Origin of the sequence: Pedobacter suwonensis, assembly GCF_044762335.1 — a bacterium.
In the GTDB taxonomy this organism is placed as follows: Bacteria; Bacteroidota; Bacteroidia; order Sphingobacteriales; family Sphingobacteriaceae; genus Pedobacter.
Genome location: NZ_JBIWEB010000021.1, coordinates 76,408 through 97,622, shown reverse-complemented (window position 1 = coordinate 97,622; position 21,215 = coordinate 76,408). Strand labels below are relative to the sequence as shown.

20 protein-coding genes are annotated in these 21,215 nt (G+C 39.0%); 12 read left to right on the top strand and 8 right to left on the bottom strand.

Translation table 11 applies throughout. The features are described 5' to 3' along the window. Positions 1-160 precede the first annotated feature (160 nt). From porN to ACIQXP_RS22315, 6 genes are all read right to left on the bottom strand, one after another. Positions 161-1,072 (bottom strand): type IX secretion system ring subunit PorN/GldN, encoded by a 912-nt coding sequence (porN, locus tag ACIQXP_RS22340; RefSeq protein ID WP_293745203.1) that lies wholly within the window; start codon positions 1,070-1,072, stop codon positions 161-163. 5 nt (positions 1,073-1,077) lie between these two features. Further along, the gene (porM, locus tag ACIQXP_RS22335; RefSeq protein WP_293745204.1) at positions 1,078-2,610 is read right to left on the bottom strand and encodes a type IX secretion system motor protein PorM/GldM; all 1,533 of its coding nucleotides are present in this window, start codon (positions 2,608-2,610) and stop codon (positions 1,078-1,080) included. A gap of 41 nt (positions 2,611-2,651) precedes the next feature. After that, positions 2,652-3,458 (bottom strand): type IX secretion system motor protein PorL/GldL, encoded by an 807-nt coding sequence (gene porL, locus ACIQXP_RS22330; protein ID WP_387507811.1) that lies wholly within the window; start codon positions 3,456-3,458, stop codon positions 2,652-2,654. A 39-nt stretch (positions 3,459-3,497) separates the two neighbouring features. Further along, complete coding sequence (gene porK / locus ACIQXP_RS22325; protein ID WP_293745206.1) at positions 3,498-4,823, bottom strand: T9SS ring complex lipoprotein PorK/GldK; 1,326 nt, start codon at positions 4,821-4,823, stop codon at positions 3,498-3,500. A 224-nt stretch (positions 4,824-5,047) separates the two neighbouring features. Beyond that, positions 5,048-5,818, bottom strand: a complete 771-nt coding sequence (locus ACIQXP_RS22320; RefSeq protein WP_293745207.1) for a uroporphyrinogen-III synthase — start codon at positions 5,816-5,818, stop codon at positions 5,048-5,050. Positions 5,819-5,832: 14 nt separating this feature from the next. Beyond that, positions 5,833-6,810, bottom strand: coding sequence for a DUF4271 domain-containing protein (locus ACIQXP_RS22315; protein WP_293745208.1), 978 nt, complete (start codon positions 6,808-6,810; stop codon positions 5,833-5,835). 215 nt (positions 6,811-7,025) lie between these two features. Here ACIQXP_RS22315 and hemW point away from each other — a divergent pair, with 215 nt between their 5' ends. From hemW to ACIQXP_RS22280, 7 genes are all read left to right on the top strand, one after another. Continuing rightward, positions 7,026-8,159 (top strand): radical SAM family heme chaperone HemW, encoded by a 1,134-nt coding sequence (hemW, locus tag ACIQXP_RS22310; RefSeq protein WP_387507817.1) that lies wholly within the window; start codon positions 7,026-7,028, stop codon positions 8,157-8,159. A gap of 95 nt (positions 8,160-8,254) precedes the next feature. Continuing rightward, a complete protein-coding gene (locus ACIQXP_RS22305; protein ID WP_387507819.1) occupies positions 8,255-9,037 on the top strand; it encodes an SDR family oxidoreductase in 783 nt (260 codons plus the stop codon). A gap of 305 nt (positions 9,038-9,342) precedes the next feature. Continuing rightward, positions 9,343-9,894, top strand: coding sequence for a fasciclin domain-containing protein (locus ACIQXP_RS22300; RefSeq protein WP_387507821.1), 552 nt, complete (start codon positions 9,343-9,345; stop codon positions 9,892-9,894). A gap of 230 nt (positions 9,895-10,124) precedes the next feature. Next, positions 10,125-11,006 carry a cupin-like domain-containing protein gene (locus tag ACIQXP_RS22295; RefSeq protein ID WP_293745212.1) on the top strand — a complete coding sequence of 294 codons (882 nt, stop codon included), beginning with the start codon at positions 10,125-10,127 and terminating at the stop codon, positions 11,004-11,006. A gap of 61 nt (positions 11,007-11,067) precedes the next feature. After that, complete coding sequence (locus ACIQXP_RS22290) at positions 11,068-11,853, top strand: DUF3050 domain-containing protein (protein WP_293745213.1); 786 nt, start codon at positions 11,068-11,070, stop codon at positions 11,851-11,853. A gap of 129 nt (positions 11,854-11,982) precedes the next feature. Next, positions 11,983-12,861, top strand: coding sequence for a cupin-like domain-containing protein (locus ACIQXP_RS22285; protein ID WP_387507823.1), 879 nt, complete (start codon positions 11,983-11,985; stop codon positions 12,859-12,861). 99 nt (positions 12,862-12,960) lie between these two features. Beyond that, complete coding sequence (locus ACIQXP_RS22280; RefSeq protein ID WP_387507826.1) at positions 12,961-13,575, top strand: sugar O-acetyltransferase; 615 nt, start codon at positions 12,961-12,963, stop codon at positions 13,573-13,575. Positions 13,576-13,789: 214 nt separating this feature from the next. Here ACIQXP_RS22280 and ACIQXP_RS22275 read toward each other — a convergent pair whose 3' ends face one another. Further along, positions 13,790-14,215, bottom strand: coding sequence for a YybH family protein (locus ACIQXP_RS22275; RefSeq protein ID WP_293745215.1), 426 nt, complete (start codon positions 14,213-14,215; stop codon positions 13,790-13,792). 93 nt (positions 14,216-14,308) lie between these two features. On the opposite strand from ACIQXP_RS22275, the gene ACIQXP_RS22270 reads away from it, so the two are divergent. The 5 genes from ACIQXP_RS22270 to ACIQXP_RS22250 all read left to right on the top strand — a co-directional run bounded on the left by ACIQXP_RS22270 (position 14,309) and on the right by ACIQXP_RS22250 (position 20,335). Then, a complete protein-coding gene (locus tag ACIQXP_RS22270) occupies positions 14,309-15,190 on the top strand; it encodes a carbohydrate kinase family protein (RefSeq protein WP_387507829.1) in 882 nt (293 codons plus the stop codon). A 334-nt stretch (positions 15,191-15,524) separates the two neighbouring features. Next, the gene (locus ACIQXP_RS22265; RefSeq protein WP_293745217.1) at positions 15,525-16,622 is read left to right on the top strand and encodes a vWA domain-containing protein; all 1,098 of its coding nucleotides are present in this window, start codon (positions 15,525-15,527) and stop codon (positions 16,620-16,622) included. Positions 16,623-16,781: 159 nt separating this feature from the next. Further along, positions 16,782-18,269, top strand: a complete 1,488-nt coding sequence (locus ACIQXP_RS22260) for a P-loop NTPase family protein (protein WP_293745218.1) — start codon at positions 16,782-16,784, stop codon at positions 18,267-18,269. Next, positions 18,238-19,020 carry an AAA family ATPase gene (locus ACIQXP_RS22255; protein WP_293745219.1) on the top strand — a complete coding sequence of 261 codons (783 nt, stop codon included), beginning with the start codon at positions 18,238-18,240 and terminating at the stop codon, positions 19,018-19,020. The genes ACIQXP_RS22260 and ACIQXP_RS22255 overlap by 32 nt, the downstream gene beginning before the upstream one ends. A 52-nt stretch (positions 19,021-19,072) precedes the next feature. Then, complete coding sequence (locus ACIQXP_RS22250) at positions 19,073-20,335, top strand: metallophosphoesterase (protein ID WP_387507834.1); 1,263 nt, start codon at positions 19,073-19,075, stop codon at positions 20,333-20,335. Positions 20,336-20,515: 180 nt separating this feature from the next. On the opposite strand, the gene ACIQXP_RS22245 is transcribed toward ACIQXP_RS22250, so the two are convergent. Then, on the bottom strand, positions 20,516-21,205 hold the full coding sequence (locus ACIQXP_RS22245) for a response regulator transcription factor (RefSeq protein ID WP_090983192.1): 690 nt from the start codon (positions 21,203-21,205) through the stop codon (positions 20,516-20,518). Positions 21,206-21,215 lie beyond the last annotated feature (10 nt).

Genomic DNA, 21,215 nt, shown 5'->3' with positions numbered 1-21,215 from the left:
ACTAGAAATGACGAAAGTTCACCCTGTCTTTTATACTAACGTTTTAAAAATAAACTTTAGTTTTAAATCATTTGATTAACCAAAGGAAATGACGGCAAAGAGAAAGGGATTCATTGTAAACAAAAAGGCTCCTATGAAGATCGAAGCCTTTTTTATGAGATTAATATTCCCAAAGACCTTGTTCGTAATCCAGAACAGATTTTTTAATCCTTTCTGATTCATACAACCGCTCTTTAGGGTCTGCGATAATATCTCTGATTTTATTATCACCAGGATTCGATTCTTTTACAATATAACTGCTAAACAAGCGGCGGATAAAGAAATCATCGAAACTTAATGATGAAGCATCATTATTGGTATTAATCAGACGTTTCTTTGTCAAAATTTCTCTCGCTTCAGGATAGTACACCCAAAATACAGGCTGCCACTGTTTAGAAACTTCATTGTACTTTAATGGTGCGATGCCCACGATACGTGGTTCAAAAATAGAACGTTTTGTGTCGAAAATCCAATCTTCCTTTATTCTGAACTTCAAAAATAATTCCGGGTTAAAATCATTTACAACTGTAGTAACAGTTCCGGTTTTATTGTTCGAAACCTCCGCTGTACCTAAAGCTGATTTCGCAGCAGAGTCTGCAGACATTGGATTATTAAAAGCATCATCTTCATTTAAGGCACTATCAATTGGAGAGTATGCTGTTAGTTCATCTTTTTTAATTGCAGCAATCAAAACGTCAATTAATCTTGATTTAGGCGATCTTAAAGCCGAGTTAACCGTATCACGTAAATCAATTTCTCTCCAGATCCGTTTTGCATAAAAAACATCCTCTTCCCTTACATCGGCCAAAGGAACCATTTCAGTACTGTCAATGTCCTTGCGGGCATAAAAACCATCTTTAGGTGGTACTTTGAGTTTTTTCCTAGCCGTTTTAACAGGAGCTTTCACCGTATCTGCTACAGGAGCAGCAGCCACCGGTGCAGCTTTTTTCGGTGCTAACTTCGTTGGCTTTTTTTGTGCATAAGCAAACGCGGTTAATAAAACTAAAATGGCAATACTTAAAATCCTTTTCATTTCTTTTATTTTACACTAAACGCTAATGAAGGCAATATCCTTTGACGCCCATCCGGCCCTACAGAAACAATATCTTCAAAAAACACCCTCGTACCAGGCGTAATTGAGTTCATGGCACCTTTAACTGCACCTGCAAAACTTCCGCCGCTACCTGCAATGGTAACTGCATCTGAACGTGGTTTGATAATGGTTAATTTATAACGTTGTATTTTAAACTTAACATCAAAAGGAAAATCATCCAGATCTGCTTCAATCTCGGTTTCGCTTTTTAACTGCACCGAAGCAATATCGCCTCCCGCACGTCCGCCAACTTTTGCTACAGGCGCCGGAATGGCTTTCACCCTGAACTTTTGTGAACCAAGACTAACGGTTTTGCCTGCATTGTTTGCTGATACATTAATGGATACTTCCTGGCCTACCATGCTGCCCGGAACGTTCACATTGTAATTACCGTTACTACCAGACATTGAACCTCCTGAAATGGAAGCACGAACACTTTCTAATGGAAAGCCTGCCGCTGACACGGTAAAGGGATTAGCAATACCAGCATAAATTACATTCAATTTTGTTGAAGAAACAGATGCTGAAGGTTTCGCTACCTGATAAGTTTGTGGCTGAGTTTTGTATTCCTTCACCTGGCCATCAGTCTGGCGAACCCTGATCGTACCTACCCAGGTAAACTGTCCAACACTACCGGTACCACCGGTATAAGTTCCTTTACCATCCTTAACGGACAATTTGTTTCCGTTAACCGTAATATCGGGCGTTGATCTCGAATCGCTGGCTGTTAAAAATACTTCGGCAGTATAAGGCTGCCCCTGAATTACGTAAGAAGTAGGTGCTACTGCAACCGCCGCAAACTGATCAAGGTTAACCTGGGCTTTATCCATATTTCCGAACAATCTCTTCACTACTTCTGCCTCAGCATTTTTAGTATCTGTCTGTAGTTTTGTTAAAATGGTCATGGCAGCGGTAAGTGGTGTTCCCTCACCAAAGTAAGTTTCCTGCCAATTTCCTTTTCTTTTGCTTACTGGGTCCTTAGCTTCAAGAGAGAACGAAACGTTCGCCCGATCGGCCGGATCTAATAAAGAGATTAATTTCTCTCTGGTGGCATTGATTCTCTTTTTTAATTCATCCGCTTTTTTTTGATTAATCATGATATTCTGTGCAATATCCTGATTGGATCTATTCACCAGATCTTCCGTTTCAGGGTCGATCCCGTCTCCCGCCTGAGTAAATTCTTTTTTAATGCTTTCGATGTAATTATTTAAATCGTCAGCTGCCTTCTGCGCTTGCTTAGCCTTGTCGTAAATAGGCTGAGCACGTGCTGGCTCTTCTTTCAACTTCGAATTCTCGAAGGCAGAAAACAACTGATTAATACTTGTATTTACATTGTTTTTAGAAGTATCCAAACTATCGTTGATATTTTTGAATGCATCTAAAATGGTATCTGATACGTTTAAGGCGAGCATGGCCAACAATACCAAATACATGATATTGATCATCCGCTGCCTTGTTGTTTCTTTTCCGCCTGCCATATTTGATGTAGCTTTTCTTTAAAATTTAAAAACTAAAAAAATTATACACGCGGACCGTTCATGGCCGATAACATATTGCCATAAATTGCATTAAGTGATGAAAGGTTTTTAGCCAGCTTATTCACCTCTTCTTTAAACTGTTTCGAATCTTCCATCGATTCGTTAAAGTTTTGCATGGTTAATGCTAAGTTTGAATAGAATTTATTCATCGATTTTAAATGCGCGCTGGAATCTTGTAATTCCAATTCATAAACTGCATTTAAAGCCGATAAGTTCTTCGCCAAATTGTTAACCTGTTCGTGGTATGCCTGAGAATCTACATTGCTTTCGCCCATTGCTTTTAAATTGGCTGTTGCTTTTTCAAAAGATGCGCTCAAGTTATCAAAACCGGCTGATGCGGTTTTAATTTTACCGGTTAATTCGTTTGTTGCTGTAGATGCATCTGCAACATTTGAAATTGAAGCTACTTTATCGCCAAAGGTACGCAAACCTGTACCTAAGCTTTCAATTAACTCCGGACCAATTTTAGCATCTGATAACATTTTATCCAAAGCTGCTGTATTAGACGGGGCCACTGCAGCAACAGGTCTGGACGAAGCTGTTGGTAATTCTCCTTTATAATCTGCTTTTAGTTCAGGATAAACTCTTTCCCATGCTGGTTCTGGTTCCGGTGGAAAAAACCCGGTTAAAAAGAATAAAAATGCCTCTACGCCAAGACCAAGCCCAATCATGTAATTACCTAAAATCCCGCCGATGTGTAGGATTTTAAATAATGCTCCGATAATTACAATACTTGCTCCCCATGAAATTGCCACATGTAACCAGCCTGGTTGTTTTTTTGCTGCCATAAATTTGATGTTTTTCTTTAGTTTTAGTTGTTAGTAGGTTTAACGTCTTAAATCAGTACCCGGGTAAGATGAAACGCATCTGAAACCAATATATGACCTTTGTGTATCCTGATATTCGTATGTAGACACAGCATTTTGTAAAAAATAGCCTGTATCTTTCCAAGAACCTCCTTTTACCACTTTACGCTTTTTGTATTTGCTATCGCCTGAACCAGCATCATAAGTAAAGTTGGGGTTCAGATCGTGTAATAGCGGGCTGGCACCTTTATTATAAGCAGTGATAGTCCATTCAGATACGTTTCCGGCCATATTGTACAGACCATAATCGTTAGGAAAATAAGATCTGACGCCTACCGTATAAATTCCACCATCGCTCGAATAATCGCCGCGGCCGGGTTTAAAGTTAGCTTGTAAACATCCTTTTGTATTCCTGATGTAAGGTCCTCCCCAAGGATATTTGGTTTTGGTATTACCGCCTCTTGCAGCATATTCAAATTCTGTTTCAGCCGGCAACCTGTAGTCTGATCTTGATCCAGCAGGCAGTTTCCTTGCTGTCGCAACACCATCGTACAATCTGGTTCTCCAGTGAGCAAAAGCTTTTGCCTGCTCCCAACTTACACCAACAACAGGATAGTCGTCATAGGAAGGGTGGTTGTAATAACCACGCACCATCGGATCGTTTTGTGAATAGGAATAATCTGTTTTCCAAACCATTGTATCAGGATAGATGGCAACGGTGTAACGATCGATATAATCCTGGCGTTTGCTGTTTGGATCTTTATGGCCAATAGCGGCTTTCTCCATATTTAATTCGGCATATGAATATTCGAATTTACGAACATCCAGTTCTTTCTTCCCTGGAAGGGCATCTAAGCCTGAATAATACATACCGTCTAGCTGGCTTGCCTGGGCGGCCGCTGCCCCCCTGCCCTTATTACGCCAAATATTAACCCCGTTTCGGCCTACCCTTTTCCAATCGATGTATTTCTCTCCGCCAAGAGCCGTTGCCGCATTTCCTTTTGGGGTAATCATAAACTGTTGTGGATTGCCCATCATCACAATCGCAATAGAATCGCGTACCCAGTTGGTAAACTGGCGATATTCGGCATTTGAAATCTCGGTTTGATCCATAAAGAACGCACTGATCGTGGTCATTCTACTTGGTCCGTTCTGAGAAAAGGTAATATCTTCATCAGATCCCCCCAGTGGTGTATGCCCTGGTGGAATATAAACCATTCCTAACGGGATTCTATCGTTTTTAAATTTTCGGTTATAAGCGCCAACCAGCTCACCCTGGCCGCCATGGCCACAGCTTGCTAGCATTACAGTTATCCCTACAATAGCTAGAAGGTAGATTTTCTTCATATTTTCAAGGTTGTGCACAGCACGATTAGGAGCAATTTTATCAAAAATCACTGAAATTATCTACAAAAGCAAATATTTTACATGAAATCATTATCTAAACCCGGTTAAAGAAAGATTAACAATTGATCATCCGCCGATATGCGTTTTCAACAAAAGACATAACTCTCTTATTAACAGGAAAGTTATGCTTTTGTTGTGCTGACTTGAAAAAATATTTTTTATTGCTATTTATTAGATATTTTGATGTAATTCTCAATGGCCATAGTCATTGATGGGACACCTGGAGTTGGCGCGGCAATATCTACAATCAGATCCATATCCGTGCAGGCTTTACTGGTGTTGGTTCCAAAAGCTGCAATACGGGTATTGTTTTGTTTAAAATCAGGGAAATTTTTAAATAAAGATTGAATACTTGAAGGACTAAAAAATGCGATAACATCATAGAATACATCGGCTAAATCGGATAGATCGCTCACTACAGTCCTGAATAAAACCGCCGGTGTAAAATTGTATCCGCTTTTTTCCAAAAACTTCATCGTATCTTCGGTTGCCACATCAGAACAAGGGTATAAAAATTTCTCGTTTGCATGTTTCTTTAACACTTCGGCCAAATCGGCTGCAGTTTGTTTACCAAAAAAGATCTTACGCTTACGATACTGGATATATTTCTGCAGATATAAAGCAATGGTTTCAGACAGGCAGAAATATTTTAGTTCTGCCGGCACTTCATAACGCATTTCTTCGCAGATTCTAAAAAAATGATCTGCTGCATTTCGGCTGGTAAAAATCACGGCCGTAAAATCGGCCAGATTAATCTTATCCTTTCTAAAGTCTCTTGCGGGTACACCTTCAACGTGGATAAAAGACCTAAAATCAACTTTTAAGTTGTGTTTTTTGGCCAAATCATAATAAGGAGATTTTTCTGTTTCAGGTTTTGGTAAAGTAACCAAAATACTTTTTACTTTGCGGATTCTAGAGTCGTTCTTTTCTTGCATTTTTCCTTTTCCTGCTACAGTCCTATCGTTTTAATTAGTATGAGGACGGGACATATTTCAAGCGCGCAAAAGTACAAAAATAAATGCATTTTAGAAAACTTATTGTTAGAAAGTATCGTTACACCTGCCCTCAGGAGCTGAAAGGTAAAAATGACGCCTAACAACAAGAAAGCCAACACAATATAAACCGAACCGTATTTTAGCGGCGACAGGGCAAAAGCAACCACTAAGGGAATGAATAGCAATGACGCATTGAAGTAACTGAGATACAAAATTGAAATATATTCCCCTACTGGTTTCTGCACATTGAACAGATAACCTAAAAAGCGTAAGATGATTAATTTGAGGGCATAAAAAACAATAATCGTGATGGAAATGCTAAAGAAAAACTTAAAGCCGTCTTTAGCCTGATACATATCATTCCACTGGGCAACCAAAAAAAAGAACATCCCAAAAACGAAACCAAATTGCACAAAAAGCAACAAAAACGGCCATGAACTAAACAGGTTATCTTCTTTATTAATATTGTTCAAAATCCTGTTACTGAAAAATGCCTGAACGATAGCCGATAATTGCTTAGAAAAAGCATTTTTTAAAATGGCAAAGATAATAAGCATACCAAAAATAAAGCCTAATAAGCCTACGTTTCCCTTCGGAATTTTGGTACCCAACTGGTATGGATTTGCTTTCTTCTTTAAATGTTGATACTTTTTGTGCCATGCCCACAAATCCAGCTTCGGAGAAAGATATTCCTTTTCAATAGTATCCAGAAGCGCGTTTTTATTAATTAAACGATCAGGAAGTACCCAGGTATGATGAATTAAAGAATCGGTAGCATACCGCTGCCTGGCCAATGTTGCCGAATCGGGCCGGTATCTTCGATATTGGTATTGCTTCACGGCTACGCTATCTGTTTGAACAGGAGTTTCCTGTGCCGCCAAAAAATTAGCACACCATACAAACGCGAACAAAAAGAAAATAAATTTTGGCATGCGGTAAATCAAAACTTCAAGATGCAAAAGTAGTTGAATAATCAGGGTTTACCTAAAGAAAATAAATTGATTGGTGAATATGCACAATAAAGCTATTACTTAACATTAACGAATGAATAGTAAAGCTGTTACTTTACTTAGATTTGGAATTATATGCTGATGAGGCTTGTATATTATGACAATAAAGAAAAATTAACTTCGCTATCTTTGCAGCAATGTCTGGTATCTATATTCATATTCCTTTCTGTAAAAAGGCCTGCCACTATTGCGATTTTCATTTCAGCACTTCCTTAAAACATGCCGATGAAATGGTAGAAGCCATTTGTAAGGAAATAAAAATGAAAAAAGACCGTATTCCCGGACAGGTTGGGAGTATCTATTTAGGCGGCGGTACACCTTCTATCCTATCTGAAAATGCGTTGCAAAAAATTTTTGATACGATTAACCATACTTTTTCGGTGGATGCAAATGCTGAAATTACCATCGAAACCAATCCCGATGATTTAACGGCCCGAAAATTAAAGGAGCTGAAACAATTGCCGGTTAACCGCTTTAGTGTTGGAGTCCAGTCGTTTTATGATGAGGATCTGATCTGGATGAACAGGGCGCACCAAGCTCAGGAAGCTGAGGATTGCATCAGAAGAAGTCAGGATGCTGGTTTTGAAAACTTAACCCTCGATTTAATTTATGGTTACCCTTTGCTTACAGATCAAAAATGGCTGAGCAATATCGAAAAGGCCATTGAACTTGAAGTTCCGCATATTTCTGCCTACGCACTCACTGTTGAGCCCAGAACGGCGTTGGCCCATGCCATAAAAAACAAAAAACAAACGCCCGTAAACGATAATCAAAGCGCCGCGCAGTTTGTAATTTTGATGGATAAACTGCTAAATGCCGGATTTGAACACTACGAAATTTCGAATTTGGCCAAACCAGGCCATTATGCCGTGCATAATACCAATTATTGGAAAGGTATAGATTATATTGGCGTTGGTCCATCTGCACATGGTTTTAACGGCCAAAACCGGTATATAAACCCTCCGAATAATGCCTTGTACCTGGAAGCTTTAAACCAGAATAAACTTCCTGAAATGGTTGAAGAATTAAGTTTGCATGATAGATTTAATGAATATATCATGACTTCGCTGAGGACAATGTGGGGAACTGATTTACAAAAAATAAATAGCGTTTTCGGAAAGGATTTTTTAGAAGAGACAAAATATAACCTTAAAAATTTTGAGGATAAAGACTGGCTCGTGATTGATAGTGATCATATTTATTTAAGTCAGAACGGAAAATTGTTTGCCGATCATATTGCTTCGGAATTATTTATATTAGGAGATGAATGAGTAAATTGATAACGATTGGATTAAAGAATAACTGAGTAGCGATCAAAACGACATTCACGCATTCAAAACCCAATCATTCAATAATTAGCAAAAATATGTCAAAAATTATATGGATCACAGGCGCATCATCTGGTATCGGAGAAGCCCTGGTATATGAGTATTTTAAAGCAGGAGATAAACTGATTATTTCAGGAAGAAACCGCGATGAATTATTCCGCGTTAAAGGAAACTGCCAAAATTCCTTTAATGTCCACGTTTTGCCATTCGATTTAAGCGAAACAGCTTCACTCGAAAATAAAGCAGCTGATGCCATCCGTATTTTTGGCAAGATTGATTTATTGATCAATTGCGGAGGTGTAAGCCAGCGAAGCCTGGCCCTGGCAACCAATTTTCATACTGAACAGCAAATTATGGATACCAATTTTTGGGGTACGGTAGGGCTTAGTAAAGCGGTTTTACCCTCAATGATCGCCAAAGGTGGTGGCCAGATCGTAGTAATTAGCAGTCTTGTTGGAAAATTCGGTACGAAGTTCCGCTCTACTTATGCGGCCTCCAAACATGCGCTTCATGGCTATTTCGATTCACTCCGATCGGAGGTTTACGATAAAAATATTGATATCACGATTATCTGTCCAGGTTTTATCAAAACCAATGTAACCTACAATGCGCTTACAGGAGATGGCAACCCACTTAATATAATGGGTGATGCGCATGAAAATGCCATGACACCTGCCGAATGCGCTAAACAAATTGTGCAAGCTGCCAGCAGCAAAAAAGAAGAGGTTTATATCGGCGGAAAAGAAACAAGCGCAGTACTATTGAAACGGTTTTTTCCAAAGATTTTTTCAAAAAAAGTGAGAACTGCCAAGGTGAATTGATAAGCATTTGGCGTCGGGCCTTAAGGTTGATCAGCGATTTGAGAAGCGCACAGATCGCAAGTTTTGTAAGTACCGATCTTTCCATAAATATACCTAATTCAGGCGACGCCGTTTTTTAATCGGATTAACGAAAACGTTGAAATACTTTCATATAAATCGTCAAAAATATCTTTTCAAAATTTAAAAACAAAATTTTAAAACACTTATAATCAAAAACTTATTAGATAATTTTCAATTTCTAAAAACCAAGTATCTGTAAGCTGTCGTAAATGGAATCAAATAACAGAAACTTAAAATTAGAAATAATGAAAAATTTAATCTTATCCGCATTTGCCATCGTTACCATGGCATTCACTAGTCAGGTTTACGCTCAAAAAAATCCAATGGTTGGCGGTGCAGCCATGTATGCAACCAAGGATATTGTTGATAACGCGGTAAATTCAAAAGACCACACTACATTGGTGGCAGCAGTTAAAGCGGCAGGTTTGGTAGAAACATTAAAAGGTGCTGGTCCTTTTACAGTTTTTGCACCAACAAATGCTGCCTTCGATAAACTTCCTGCCGGAACCGTAGATAACCTGGTTAAACCAGAAAACAAAGCAACCCTTACCAAAATTTTAACTTACCATGTTGTTGCAGGCAAAATGGACAGCAAAACAATTGCAAAAGCAATAAAAGCTGGTGGTGGCAAAGCAGAATTAACAACCGTAGAAGGTGGTAAACTTTGGGCCTGGATGGAAGGCAAAAAACTGGTGCTAAAAGATGAAAAAGGCGGAATGAGTACAGTTACGATTGCAGACGTTTATCAAAAAAATGGTGTGATCCACGTAGTCGACACCGTATTAATGCCTAAATAATATTAAAATACATCCTTATTATTAGCAAAAACGTTCTGTCGAAAGTCGGAACGTTTTTGTTTTTACACAGTTTATATCTACGCACCAGACATAACTATAATTAATGATTTAACACAACCTTATACCATTTGACTTTTTTTGATGAATTGTCAGTTTTTTTTCAAGTTTTTGTATTTGTCATGCTAAGTGTTCTTAACTATTTAATTTTGTCCCATTAATAGTTTCTTAACATGAAATTCCTTTTATCTCCTATCGATGTAGTTGAAGATATTTCCAAATCAGATTTCGAACTGAACTATCTTAAACCACGCAAACCTTTGGTAATAAAAAACATGGCCAAAAAATGGCCAGCTTACCAAAAATGGACGATGGAATACATGAAAGAAGTAGTTGGGGATAAAACTGTTCCTCTCTACGACAGTTCCAAAGCTGATCCTTCCAAACCGATCAATGCATCTGCTGCCGAAATGAAATTTGGAGATTACATAGACCTGATTAAGGAAACTCCGACTGACCTCCGCATCTTTTTATTTGATCCGATAAAGTTTGCACCTGAGCTGCTGGAAGATTACATTGCACCAAAAGATTTAATGGGTGGTTTTTTAGATAGTTACCCTAATATGTTCTTCGGTGGTAAAGGTTCAGTAACCTTTTTGCACTACGACATTGATTTGGCACACATTTTCCACACGCACTTTAACGGGAGGAAGCATGTAATCTTATTTGATTATAAATGGAAAGAACGTTTGTATCAAATTCCATATGCCACTTATGCCTTGGAAGATTATGATGTTGAGAATCCCGATTTTGATAAATTTCCCGCATTAAAAGGTGTTCAGGGTATTGAAGCATTTTTAGAGCATGGCGATACTTTATTTATGCCTACGGGTTACTGGCACTGGATGAAATACCTGGACGGATCATTTTCGATCAGCTTAAGGGCATGGGACAAAAGCTGGATGGTGAAAGCAAAAAGCTTGTATAACTTAACTTTACAGCGTAAATTTGACGACTTTATGAAAGCAAACTACCGCGAGAAGTACATGCAATGGAAAGAAAATCTTGCAGTTAAAAGAGCGGGCAGAGCGCTTGAGAAAAATTTACCGAAATAATAATGACTGAACCAATTTATCTTAAAGTTTTAAATAATTCAGTCATTCACCTATCCAACATATGCATTCCAATATTCTAAAAATCCAAAAAGAAATCGAGCCGCTCAGGCAAGAGATTATCAACCATAAAGTATACTCGGCAATTAATGAGGTGGACGATCTCCGCATTTTTATGGAACACCATATTTTTGCAGTTTGGGATTTCATGTCGCTGCTTAAAGCCTTACAGATAAATTTAACCTGTACAATCTTACCCTGGTTCCCGGTAGGCGATCCGGTTACCCGGCAACTGATCAATGAAATTGTTGCGGGAGAAGAATCAGATGTGGATGCTGATGGAAACATAAAAAGCCACTTTGAACTCTATCTGGATGCCATGGAACAATGTAATGCAAATACTAAACCTATCCAGATCTTTTTGGCAGAACTGAAAAACGGGAAAAGCTTCGATGAGGCTTTTGAAATCGCCGGGGCACCAGCAAGTGCAAGGGATTTTGTGAATGCAACTTTCGAAACCATTAATAGTGGAAAAACCCATTTACAGGCAGCAAGTTTCACTTTTGGCCGTGAGGATTTAATACCGAACATGTTTTTTAGCTTGGTAAATGACTTGAATAGTACCAAGCCTGAACAGGTTTCGATCTTCAAATATTACCTGGAGCGCCATATAGAAGTAGATGGTGATCACCACAGCCACTTAGCGCTCAGTATGACGGAGAAGCTTTGTGAAAAAGATGAATCATTTTGGAAAGAAGCCGAAGAAACTGCAAAAATGGCGCTACAAAAAAGGATCGAACTGTGGGACGCTGCCTATGCCGAAATAATCAAAAATAAAGTGGAGGCTTAATTATTAAATTGTTAAGTATTTACTAATTTTAGATTACGTGATTTTAGTCACATTTAGCTGTTAACAACAATTTTATAAAATAAAATTTACACATTTGTTGTTCGGCACAAATAACCGATTTTTAAAAGCATGAGTTTCATTTTAAAACCTGTTGATATCGTTGAGAGCATCACTCCCGAAGATTTTAAGAAAAATTATCTGAAAACTAAACGTCCGTTAGTAATCAGAGGCCTAACAAAAGATTGGCCTGCCAGAGAAAAATGGACGACTGAATATTTAAAGGAAATTGGTGGAGAACTCGAGGTGCCGCTTTATGATAACTCTAAGGCAGATCCGTCAAAGCCGATTAATGCGGCAACCGCACACATGAAATTTGGCGATTACCTTGACCTGATCAAACGGGAACCAACTGAGCTGCGCATATTCTTTTTTAATTTGTTTAAAAAAGTACCCAGTTTAATTAATGATGTTAAAATCCCCAAAGATTTAATGGGTGGCTTTATAGAAAGCATGCCTGCAATGTTTTTTGGCGGTTCTAACTCGGTAACCTTTTTGCATTACGATATCGATTTACCGCATATTTTCCACACACACTTTGGCGGCAGAAAGCACATCATCTTATTCGATTATAAATGGAAAGACAGGTTGTATTGCCTGCCAAATGCAACTTATGCTTTGGAAGATTACGATGTGGCCAACCCGGATTTTAAGAAATTCCCGGCACTAAATGGTGTTGAAGGTTATGAAGTGTTTTTAGAACACGGCGATACCTTATTTATGCCAACAGGAATGTGGCACTGGATGAAATATGTAGATGGTTCATTTTCTTTAAGCTTAAGGGCCTGGGATCAATCAATTACACGTAAAATTGCCAGTGTTTGGAGTTTATTTACACATGGTGCCATTGACAGTCTGATTAAAATGACTTTCAAAGAAAAATATGCCAATTGGAGAGAGAAAAGAGCAGTTAAAATAGCCGAGAAAGCTTTGGCGAAAGGCAAGCCGTAAAATTAAAAAAATTAAAATACAACGGGACATCGGTAAACTATAGTCCCGTTTTTTATTATTATTGCGAAAATACTTTAGCGGAGTAAAATCAGATTAGCAATGAACAGCAATAAACTTACCGAAAAACAAAAAATGCTGAGTGGCCAAGCTTATCAGGCGGGTGATACAGAACTGGCAAAAGAAAGGTTAAAAGCCAGGGAACTGGTTTATGAGTTTAATCACCTGGCTCCCAAATTCGTTAAACAGCGCAAGGAATTACTAAAAAGGCTATTCGGCAAAACCGAAAGGATGTTTTATGTAGAACCACCCTTCAGATGCGATTATGGTTATAACATTGAAATCGGAGATAATTTTTACGCCAATTTTAACCTCGTTATTTTAGATTGTGCCAAAGTAAGTATTGGCAATAACGTTTTTATTGCACCAAATGTAGCCATATATACTGCCGGGCATCCAATCCATGCTCATTTACGCGATCAGGAATATGAGTGGGCACAAGAAATTACCATTGGCAATAGTGTTTGGATTGGCGGAAATGTAGTCATTAATCCGGGCGTTAAAATCGGGTCTAATGTGGTAATCGGATCTGGAAGTATTGTTACCAGAGATATTCCGGATAACGTTTTTGCTGCCGGAAACCCGTGCAGGATAATCCGCCAGCTAACAGATGCAGATAAAGACTATTATTACAAAGATTTTAAGTTGGGAGAGTAAATCAATCATCGTCCACAACCTCTAGAGACCGTAGTAAAAAACGGCGTCATCTCGACTGAAACGCAGTGGAATGGAGAGATCTATATAGACAGATTTAGCTTCGCTGAGCCTTCGGGTTCTCGACTTCGTTGCACTCCGCTCGAAATGACGAACTGGGGGAAGCTTCGTTAACCATGCAACTTGGCCTCACTCATGCAGCTTACTTCTTCCATACTTAGCTACTATGATCCACAACCACTTTCCATTCGCCCTTAATTTTTTTAATCAATAAGGTAAAATATCCCTTAAGTTCATCCTTTTCACGTTTTACATTCCAGCTGCCGAGTACAAAGGCCAGATCAGGCCTTAAAAAATCGACCTTTTTGATGCCAAACACTAAAAACCCCATGGCAGATTTATCAGGATAACCCTTTTTATAATTATCCAATGTTTTTTGCCAGCCGTAAGTCGGTCCGCTTTTACCGACAAAAAGCAAACTATCCGATTTTTCATAACCTTGCATAAAAGCTTCGACATCGCCTTTGTTCCAATCGGTACGCTGCCTTTCAAGAAGATTAAGGATGGCCTGCTTATCTTTCGAATTTTGAGCAAAAGCGCCAAGAGAGGTAAAAATTAGTGCAATTAAAAGTATTTTTTTCATGATTATTGAAGTTAACGTAAAAATTAAAGATATGAAACAAATTATTTTGTTCCATGGGTAAAAATTCTTTATTTACAGCTCTATAAATCTACTATGCAAAATAAAGTAATTACAATTGGCGAAATACTCTGGGATGTTTTCCCAGAAGGGAAAAAAGCTGGCGGCTCGAGCATGAATGTTGCGCTCAATTTGCACAAGCAAGGTATGGAGAGCCAATTTATCAGCGCTGTGGGCAATGACGAAAATGGCAGAGCACTTCTTAGTTTTCTAACCGGTAACCACTTTGAAACTGATCTGATCCAAATTCACAACGAGTTACCCACCAGTACGGTTGTGGTGCAACTAGATGAAAACCATCAGGCTACTTACACCATAAAAAAGCCTGTAGCATGGGATGATATCAAAGTTACTGATGATAACACTAAAGCTGTAAAACAGGCTGATGCATTAGTATATTGCAGCTTAACCTGCAGGGAAGAAAAATCAAGAGAAGCCATCCTGGCACTTTTAGAAAATGCCAAGACCAAAATATTCGATATCAACCTCCGAGCGCCATTTTATTCGAAAGAATTAATCGGAGCGCTTTTGGCAAAAGCAGATATCCTGAAAATAAATGAAGACGAGCTGGTTTGGGTACAAGAATCGTTTGGTTTAACAGGCAATACTGACGAACAATTATTAAAACAGCTTTCAACTAAGTTTGATATCGGAATCATTTGCCTTACACTTGGCGATAAGGGTGCTTGTGTATTAAAGGAAGGCAAATTATTCAAACATGCAGGTTATAAAGTGCAGGTAGCTGATACGGTTGGCGCCGGTGACGCTTTTTTAGCCACCTTTATTGCCTGTTATCTGCAAGGTTATCCGATGGAAACCACTTTGGACAATGCCTGTAAGGTTGGTGCTTTTGTAGCTTCACAGCCCGGGGCAAATCCTGAGTATAATAAGAAAATTTATCATATGTCGCTCGAATAAACATTCTGCTTCCGGTTGACAGTTTTCAGATTTCAGTTCACCTTTCTATTTGTACCGATGGTGTTTGCGTTAGGGATTGTAAGGGTTCAGTGCCGGTTCTTTACCGGTACCGAAGCGTAGCGTAGCCCTGAGCCCGATCCTTGCGCAGCTTGGTGAAACGCCCAAATGAGTTTGCAATTTACTGTTTGCAGTTTACATTAACTGTTGGAATTTTTAATTTGATTATGCTTTGGCATCTCAGCTTTTAACTCTCCGCTTGCATCTAAATATGACACCGCGCTTAAATTAAAACAAAGCGAAACTTTTATCTTCGATAAATCGTTAATACAAACACATGAGAGGTTTTCGTTTTTCTGATTATAAGCCGGGCGATGTGCCTAAGGGCGGGTTCGATGAGTTGCTGAAATTATTTAGCGAACTGCTGAATTATACTGCAGGAGATGCAGCAGAGGCGTTAAGCTGGCTGAACGAACTCGACAAACAATACAAACTAACCAATAACGATTACGGTATCGGTAATTTTATCGACGACCTGAAAGATAAAGGTTACCTGACGGAAGACAATCAATCCGGAGCATTTAAAATTACTGCTAAAACAGAACAGGCCATCCGAAAATCGGCCTTAGACGAGATTTTCGGCAAGCTCAAAAAATCTGGTCGCGGTAACCACAACAGTAATCAATCTGGAATTGGTGAGGAAAAAAATGCCGACAGACGGGAATATAATTTTGGTGACAGCCTGGATCAGATCGACATGACCGCTTCGATACAAAATGCACAGATTAACCATGGTATTGGCGATTTCACTTTAACTGACCGTGATCTGGAAGTAGAGGAAAAGGATTTCAAAACCTTAACTTCTACGGTATTGATGATCGATATTTCGCACTCCATGATTTTATATGGTGAAGACCGGATAACACCTGCAAAAAAAGTTGCCATGGCTTTAGCCGAGCTGATTAAAACGAAATACCCGAAAGATACCTTAGATATCGTGGTTTTCGGAAATGATGCCTGGCCCATCAGTGTTAAAGACTTGCCTTATCTACAGGTTGGACCTTACCACACCAATACGTATGCAGGATTAGAATTGGCTGCAGATTTACTCCGCCGGAGGAAAACCCATAATAAACAGATTTTCATGATTACCGACGGAAAACCAACCTGCCTGAAAGAAAATGGCAGATACTATAAAAACAGCATGGGCTTGGATAGGAAGGTCATCAACAAAACCTTAAATATGGCAGCCCAATGTAAGCGGCTGAAGATCCCGATTACAACATTTATGATTGCCAAAGATCCTTACCTGCAACAGTTTGTTCGGCAGTTTACCGAAATTAATGGCGGCAGGGCTTTTTATAGTTCTCTAAATGGTTTGGGCGAATACATTTTTGAAGATTACATTAAAAACAGAAGAAAAACAGTTAAGTAAGGTTGAAGGTAAAAGGCATAAGGCTTAAGGTAAAACCCATCGCCAGTTCCTGCCCAAATCAACCATAAAACATTAAAAAGGAAGATAGATATATGTAACAGGCTTGCGTACTTGCAAACCTTATACCATAAACCCTATGCCTTAAACCCAATTAAAAAGATGCAAAACACAACATTAGGCCAGTTAAAAACTACAGGATATACATCACGATCAGTAAAAGAAGAACTCAGGGAAAATCTGATCAAAGTTTTACGCGACAAAAAAGCGGAGTTTGAAGGCATTATCGGCTATGATGAAACAGTAATTCCTGAGCTGCAAACGGCTATTTTATCGCGTCATAACATTTTACTTTTAGGTTTACGCGGACAGGCAAAAACACGTATTGCACGTTTAATGGTAAACTTGTTGGATGAATACGTACCCTACGTAGCAGGAAGCGAGATTTTCGATGACCCATTAAATCCAATTTCCTGGTATGCAAAAAATGAAATTGCCACCAAGGGTGATGATACCGAAATTGCCTGGTTGCACCGAAGTGAAAGATATACCGAAAAACTGGCCACACCCGACGTAACTGTTGCAGATTTGATCGGTGATGTTGACCCCATTAAGGCGGCGACGTTGAAGTTGACTTATAACGATGAGCGCGTAATCCACTTTGGATTGATTCCGCGTGCACACCGCAGTATATTTGTGATTAACGAACTACCCGATTTACAGGCACGTATCCAAGTGGCATTGTTCAACATGCTGCAGGAAAAAGATATCCAGATCCGTGGCTTTAAATTGCGTTTGCCATTGGATATACAGTTTGTTTTTACAGCAAATCCGGAAGATTATACCAACCGCGGAAGTATTGTTACACCGTTAAAGGATAGGATTGAGAGCCAGATTTTAACTCATTATCCAAAAACGGTCGAAATTTCACGCAAGATTACTTTCCAGGAAGCAAAATTAACGGCTGATCAGCGGACCAGCATAGAAGCCGACGGATTGGTGAAAGACCTGATAGAGCAAATTGCTTTTGAAGCCCGTAAAAGTGAATATATCGACCAAAAATCGGGTGTATCGGCCAGGTTGACCATCTCCGCTTATGAAAATTTAATCAGCACCGCTGAAAGAAGAATGCTGATTTCCGGCGATAAAAACACATTTGTACGTTTATCTGACTTTGCAGGAGTTATCCCGGCCATAACCGGTAAGATAGAATTGGTTTATGAAGGTGAATTAGAAGGGCCCGCACATGTAGCCACAACATTAATCGGCAAAGCTGTCAAAACCTTATTTGCACGGTATTTCCCCGACCCCGAAAAAGCAAAGAAAACAAAAACGGCTAATCCATATACCGAAGTTACCGAATGGTTTACTGATGGTAATCATATTGATGTTACCGATGCTTTAACGAATGTACAATACAAAAAGGCGCTGATGCTTGTACCAGGTTTGTACGATCTGGTAAAAAAGTTTCATCCTAAGCTAAGTGAGAACCAAACTTTACTTTTAATGGAATTCGTGTTACATGGTTTAGCTGAATATTCACAACTGAGCAAAAACTTTTTAAATGGCGGCTTCGGCTTCTCTGATATGTTTGGCAGTTTATTTAATGCCGAATTTGATGAAGAAGAAGATGAAGACGACTTCAGATAAGAAAATGGAATTTAACGGATATCTTTTATCGCTTAGGTTAAAACAAGAGAACCTTCCTAATGGATATCCGTTTAATATACCTTGTTTAAAATCTTTTGAAAAACTAGACTTCCACCCTAATGTTACTTTCTTAACCGGTGAAAATGGAGTTGGAAAGTCAACCCTTATCGAAGCTATAGCCGTTTATCTTGGCTTTAATGCGGAGGGTGGTGGCAAAAATTTTAACTTTAAAAGTACTGAAACACATTCTGCTTTGCATAACCACCTCATGATAACAAAAGGATTTAAACAAATTAAAGACGGCTATTTTTTAAGGGGAGAAAGTTTCTACAATGTTGCGAGCGAGATTGATAAACTGGATGAGGAACCTCGCGGACCAAAAATTATAAATTCTTATGGCGGCATATCTTTACATGAGCAATCGCATGGAGAGTCGTTTTGGTCGCTTTTTATGAATCGTTTTGGCAGCTATGGCGTTTATATCCTTGATGAGCCCGAATCTGCGCTTTCTGCAACAAAACAAATCGCAATGTTATCTAAAATCAATAATTTGGTTAACGATAACTCGCAACTGATCATCGCCACACACTCGCCGATTTTATTATCCTACCCGAAAGCCTGGATATATGAAATGACCGAAAATAAAATAGTGAGGGTTAAATATGAAGAATCGGAGGTTTACAGGGTCTACAAAGCCTTTTTAGATCATCCTCAACGAATATTGAATGATATATTTACTTCAAATACTTAATTTAGGCGGATTAAATCAATTTATTTATACTTAAATCGAATAACCCGATCATATGGGAAGATTACCTTTCATTATTGCCGCCTGCATTTTCATTATTGCATTTGATATTTACTGCTTTAAAGCCATCATCGCCGTATTTAAAAAATGGAAACCGAATACTAAAAAGGTATTTACCATTGCTTATTGGACCTATAGCACCTTACTGATCATCGGTGTTTTTTGTGGGATTTACCTCAATCTTTTCCTAACCCTAAGGGCTATTATTTTAGTGGCTTTCTTTTTGACCGTAGCCTGTAAAATGGCGATGTTGCCTTTTTTAGTGTTAGATGATTTACGCAGGTTGTTCATTAAAATTTTCAGAAAAAATAAAACAGCCGAAGCTTCAACCATACCACAAAACGAACAATCTACTACTCGTGACCATATTTCACGATCAGAATTTCTGGTAAAAGCGGGACTGGTAGCGGCTGCAGTTCCGCTAACATCATTGAGTTGGGGTATTATTTCAGGCGCTTATGATTACCAGGTGAGGCGTGTCAATTTGATCCTTCCTAACCTTCCCAAAGCTTTTGATGGCATTACCTTGGGACAGATTTCTGATATTCACTCTGGCAGTTTTTATAACAAAACCGCTGTGAAAGGCGGTGTAGAAATGTTGTTGGGTGAGAAACCCGATTTTATCTTTTTCACAGGCGATTTGGTGAATAACCTCACTAACGAAGTAAGGGATTATCAGGATATATTTTCGAAAGTAAAAGCGCCGCTAGGCGTGTATTCTTCGTTGGGCAATCACGATTATGGTGATTATTATTTTGGTAAGGAATCATCTCCGGCCAAAGTTAAAAACCTGAAAGATATGGTTGACGTGCATAAAATAATGGGCTACGATCTTTTGATGAATGAAAACCGGAGATTAAAGGTAGATGGGGAAGAAATCGGGATTTTAGGCATTGAAAACTGGGGAATGGGCCGTTTTCCTAAATATGGAAAAATGGAACTGGCAGTTCAAAATACAGATGATTTGCCGGTTAAACTTCTACTTAGTCACGACCCATCGCATTGGCGTGGAGAAGTTTTACAGAAATATCCGCAAATCGATGCCATGTTTAGCGGCCATACGCACGGCATGCAATTTGGCGTTCGTTTAAAGGAAATGCAATGGAGCCCGGTGCAATACATTTATAAAGAGTGGGCAGGCTTATACCAGGAGCAAAAACAACAGCTGTATGTTAACGTGGGATACGGCTTTTTAGGTTATCCGGGCAGGGTTGGTATTTTACCGGAGATTACAATATTTACTTTGAAAAGGGCTTAGTGTTATCTGACGTTAACATCTGTCACCTATTTGAATAACTTAAAACCGCCAGATGGCAACATCTGACGGCATAAATATCTTTACTTTGAAGAAGGCTTAGTGGTGTCTGATGTTACCATCTGACACCTATTTGGATAACTTAAACCATCAGATGGCAACATCTGACGGCGCAAATAATCTTTATCCTGCATTAAAGCGATAACCTACGCCCCTAACCGTCTGCAGCAACTGCGGGTTATCAGGATTCAATTCTATCTTTTTACGTAGGCGTACAATATGCATATCAAGCGTTCTGGTGTTCACGTCAGAATTGTAACCCCACACCACCAGCATCAGTTCATCACGATTAATCACTTTACCAGGGTTACGCAAGAAATAAAGGAGAATACGGTTTTCCAATATCGTCAACTCGATTTTCCTTCCGTCTCTGAATAGGGTATGAATATTTGGATGGTGCTCCATATTACCAAAACGATGAATCTCGGCCGAATCTTTATTAACGATAAATTTCACCTTGCTCTCCAACATAGCCACCAGTACATCCATATTAAACGGTTTGGTGATATAATCAGATGCACCAAAATTATAGGCATCTATTTTATCTACGTCCTGCGCCTTTGCCGTCATCATAATCACCAGGTTTTCGAAACCCTGTTTACGTACATTCTCGCAAACCTCAGCACCCTGCTTACCTGGCATCATCCAGTCTAATAACACAATATCAGGCTGATCGGCCAAAATCATCCTTTCACCCGCTTCACCATCATTGGCTTCCAACACGGTATAACCTTCGGCCTTTAACCGGTGAGCAACCAGAAAACGAAGATTCTCATCATCTTCTACAATTAATATTTTTACTTCTTTAGACATTTATGTGTGT

Coding starts and splice junctions, on each gene's coding strand:
- porN (WP_293745203.1), bottom strand. CDS start 1,072: ATGAAAAGGATTTTAAGTATTGCCATTTTAGTTTTATTAACCGCGTTT.
- porM (WP_293745204.1), bottom strand. CDS start 2,610: ATGGCAGGCGGAAAAGAAACAACAAGGCAGCGGATGATCAATATCATG.
- porL (WP_387507811.1), bottom strand. CDS start 3,458: ATGGCAGCAAAAAAACAACCAGGCTGGTTACATGTGGCAATTTCATGG.
- porK (WP_293745206.1), bottom strand. CDS start 4,823: ATGAAGAAAATCTACCTTCTAGCTATTGTAGGGATAACTGTAATGCTA.
- ACIQXP_RS22320 (WP_293745207.1), bottom strand. CDS start 5,818: ATGCAAGAAAAGAACGACTCTAGAATCCGCAAAGTAAAAAGTATTTTG.
- ACIQXP_RS22315 (WP_293745208.1), bottom strand. CDS start 6,810: ATGCCAAAATTTATTTTCTTTTTGTTCGCGTTTGTATGGTGTGCTAAT.
- hemW (WP_387507817.1), top strand. CDS start 7,026: ATGTCTGGTATCTATATTCATATTCCTTTCTGTAAAAAGGCCTGCCAC.
- ACIQXP_RS22305 (WP_387507819.1), top strand. CDS start 8,255: ATGTCAAAAATTATATGGATCACAGGCGCATCATCTGGTATCGGAGAA.
- ACIQXP_RS22300 (WP_387507821.1), top strand. CDS start 9,343: ATGAAAAATTTAATCTTATCCGCATTTGCCATCGTTACCATGGCATTC.
- ACIQXP_RS22295 (WP_293745212.1), top strand. CDS start 10,125: ATGAAATTCCTTTTATCTCCTATCGATGTAGTTGAAGATATTTCCAAA.
- ACIQXP_RS22290 (WP_293745213.1), top strand. CDS start 11,068: ATGCATTCCAATATTCTAAAAATCCAAAAAGAAATCGAGCCGCTCAGG.
- ACIQXP_RS22285 (WP_387507823.1), top strand. CDS start 11,983: ATGAGTTTCATTTTAAAACCTGTTGATATCGTTGAGAGCATCACTCCC.
- ACIQXP_RS22280 (WP_387507826.1), top strand. CDS start 12,961: ATGAACAGCAATAAACTTACCGAAAAACAAAAAATGCTGAGTGGCCAA.
- ACIQXP_RS22275 (WP_293745215.1), bottom strand. CDS start 14,215: ATGAAAAAAATACTTTTAATTGCACTAATTTTTACCTCTCTTGGCGCT.
- ACIQXP_RS22270 (WP_387507829.1), top strand. CDS start 14,309: ATGCAAAATAAAGTAATTACAATTGGCGAAATACTCTGGGATGTTTTC.
- ACIQXP_RS22265 (WP_293745217.1), top strand. CDS start 15,525: ATGAGAGGTTTTCGTTTTTCTGATTATAAGCCGGGCGATGTGCCTAAG.
- ACIQXP_RS22260 (WP_293745218.1), top strand. CDS start 16,782: ATGCAAAACACAACATTAGGCCAGTTAAAAACTACAGGATATACATCA.
- ACIQXP_RS22255 (WP_293745219.1), top strand. CDS start 18,238: ATGAAGAAGAAGATGAAGACGACTTCAGATAAGAAAATGGAATTTAAC.
- ACIQXP_RS22250 (WP_387507834.1), top strand. CDS start 19,073: ATGGGAAGATTACCTTTCATTATTGCCGCCTGCATTTTCATTATTGCA.
- ACIQXP_RS22245 (WP_090983192.1), bottom strand. CDS start 21,205: ATGTCTAAAGAAGTAAAAATATTAATTGTAGAAGATGATGAGAATCTT.